The sequence below is a fragment of the Neisseria sp. P0021.S007 genome, assembly GCF_051956855.1.
Genome location: NZ_JBQCXA010000069.1, coordinates 1 through 1,399, shown reverse-complemented (window position 1 = coordinate 1,399; position 1,399 = coordinate 1). Strand labels below are relative to the sequence as shown.

The 1,399-nt window shown below is 41.8% G+C and carries 3 protein-coding genes and 1 pseudogene; 1 reads left to right on the top strand and 3 read right to left on the bottom strand.

What is annotated here, in order from left to right:
* A pseudogene (gene dnaK / locus ACTHUR_RS11140) lies at window positions 1-201 on the top strand (molecular chaperone DnaK); the annotation flags it as partial.
* A gap of 174 nt (window positions 202-375) precedes the next feature.
* Here the strand turns inward: dnaK and ACTHUR_RS11135 are convergent.
* From ACTHUR_RS11135 to ACTHUR_RS11125, 3 genes are all read right to left on the bottom strand, one after another.
* On the bottom strand, window positions 376-651 hold the full coding sequence (locus ACTHUR_RS11135; protein WP_070646718.1) for a hypothetical protein: 276 nt from the start codon (window positions 649-651) through the stop codon (window positions 376-378).
* A 39-nt stretch (window positions 652-690) separates the two neighbouring features.
* Window positions 691-984, bottom strand: coding sequence for a hypothetical protein (locus tag ACTHUR_RS11130; protein WP_070583845.1), 294 nt, complete (start codon window positions 982-984; stop codon window positions 691-693).
* An 80-nt stretch (window positions 985-1,064) separates the two neighbouring features.
* The coding region (locus ACTHUR_RS11125) for a hypothetical protein (protein ID WP_440398612.1) at window positions 1,065-1,399 on the bottom strand (335 nt) is incomplete at its 5' end.

The window sequence follows — 1,399 nt, the reverse complement described above, 5'->3', positions numbered from 1 at the left end:
GTTAAAGGCGACGACAAAGCCGCTATCGATGCCAAAGCCGAAGCTTTGGGTGCAGCCAGCCAAAAATTGGGCGAAATGGTTTACGCTCAAGCGCAAGCCGAAGCGCAAGCAGGCGAGGGCGCACAAGCCGAGTCTTCTGCTAAGAAAGACGACGACATCGTAGATGCCGACTTTGAAGAAGTAAAAGACGACAAAAAATAATTGATGCCGTCTGAAAAAAAAGCGCGAATCGAAAGGTTCGCGCTTTTTATTTGAATTATTCATAGTAAAAGGTCATCTGAAAGCTTTTCAGACGACCTTGGTTTTAGAAATCTTGACAGACAGGAAAAAGATATAACCCATTGAAAAGACAAGGTTGGGCTAATCTGTTTGTACCTATTCTGGAAGCGATTTTTTCTTTTTGGATTTTATGTATTTCAAGAACATCAGTTCAACCAGGGTACACATAATTAACACTTCGACCCAGTCGGGAAGAAAACGGTCTACTCCAAAGAAATACTTCGGATTGATGATAAGGCTTAAAATCAAGTTCGCAAGGAAAACAGTAAAGCTGGCCGCAAAGCACATAATCAGCAATGCCTTCCAGTATTGTTTGCTGAAACTTGCGAGCAACTTCAGGTTTTTCTTATAATTTTCCCAAAAATTTTTCATGCCCTTATCCTTCTTATAAAGTTTGGGATTGTTCCGTATTTAATTTGAAGAAGAATCTTTCGAAGAAGCATCTTTCTGTTTGTACTGAATATATTTCAGGAATGTCCATATCATCAAGCTTACTGCGACGAGGCTTTCGATAATTTCTGAAAGGAAATATTCTTCCCCTAAAAAATATTTCGGATTGATCACATAGAGACTCAAGATAGTGTTCACCCCGATGACAATAAAGTTTACAGCGAAGCTGATGACCAGTAGGACCTTCCAATATTTTTTGGCAAAAGTTGCGAGCAACTGCAAGTTTTTCTTATAATTTTCCCAAAAATTTTTCATGCCGTTATCCTTCAGTATTGTTGATAAAGAATCCGTATCCCGTAAATATTTTCGGGATACGGAGTTTGATCGGCAATGATTTAATAGCCAAACGATCTTCTGGCGACAAACGAACCTAATCTGCCTCCTAAAACTCTACCTACGTTGGCTCCGATAGCACCACCGGCAGCCATACCGCCCGGTCCCGCAATCGCGCCTAACGCCATTCCGGTAAAGCCGCCGGCAAAAGCACCTGCTCCGGCACCAACCCAGCGGCCGGCTCCTGAAACCGCGCTTCGACTGAAATTAAAACCGCCGGAAACTTGTTGTAAATCATCCATGTTTAGTGTTTGCATATTAGCACTCCAAAATGAAAAATGGGGTGAAAAATAGCAAGCGTTTTCATCCGTTTGCTGTTGTATTGACAGTGCAAGTA